The organism is Lyngbya sp. CCY1209 (genome assembly GCF_035615495.1).
In the GTDB taxonomy this organism is placed as follows: domain Bacteria; phylum Cyanobacteriota; class Cyanobacteriia; order Cyanobacteriales; family Microcoleaceae; genus Limnospira.
Window position 1 is genome coordinate 1 of record NZ_JAJENU010000299.1, and the last position, 547, is coordinate 547.

A 547-nucleotide genomic window follows, 5' to 3' on the forward strand; every position below is an offset into this window, starting at 1 on the left:
TGCAGTTACCTACACAGACCCTCAAAGTACACCGGGGGAGAGGATGAGTCTAAGGATGGAATACCCATACAGACGGAACGAAATAACCCCATATTGGCTCTTGTCCAATGGTCGATTAGGCAAGTAGTGAAAGGCAATAAAACCGAAAGTGTAAGCGCAAGCCATATGGGAGTGAGATGTGACCAGAAGCCAACGCCCGGACGTAAAATCTGGGATATGCAGACGGGTCACGGTTCAGACGTAAGATGGAGACTTGAGTAGCAATAATGGCGAAATCTAGTCAAACCAAAGGATTCGGCAAGCCGAAACCAACGGTCACTAAGAATGCATGGAGAGCCATCAACTGGGCGAAAGTTCAGCGGATGGTTTTCAAGTTGCAAAAGCGTATCTATCAAGCGGCTCAATCGGGACAGAATGCAAAAGCTAGAAGGTTGCAGAGACTCTTGTTAAAGTCATACTATGCAAGGCTACTAGCGGTAAGGCGAGTAACCCAAGACAACCAAGGCAAGAAGACAGCCGGAGTTGACGGTGTGGTAGCGATATCCCC

The 547-nt window shown here is 48.3% G+C and carries 1 protein-coding gene; it reads left to right on the plus strand.

Annotated elements, in window-relative coordinates:
• Positions 1–266 precede the first annotated feature (266 nt).
• Positions 267–547 (plus strand): reverse transcriptase N-terminal domain-containing protein (locus tag LKE08_RS08735; RefSeq protein WP_324703832.1); only part of this gene is annotated, 281 nt, incomplete at its 3' end.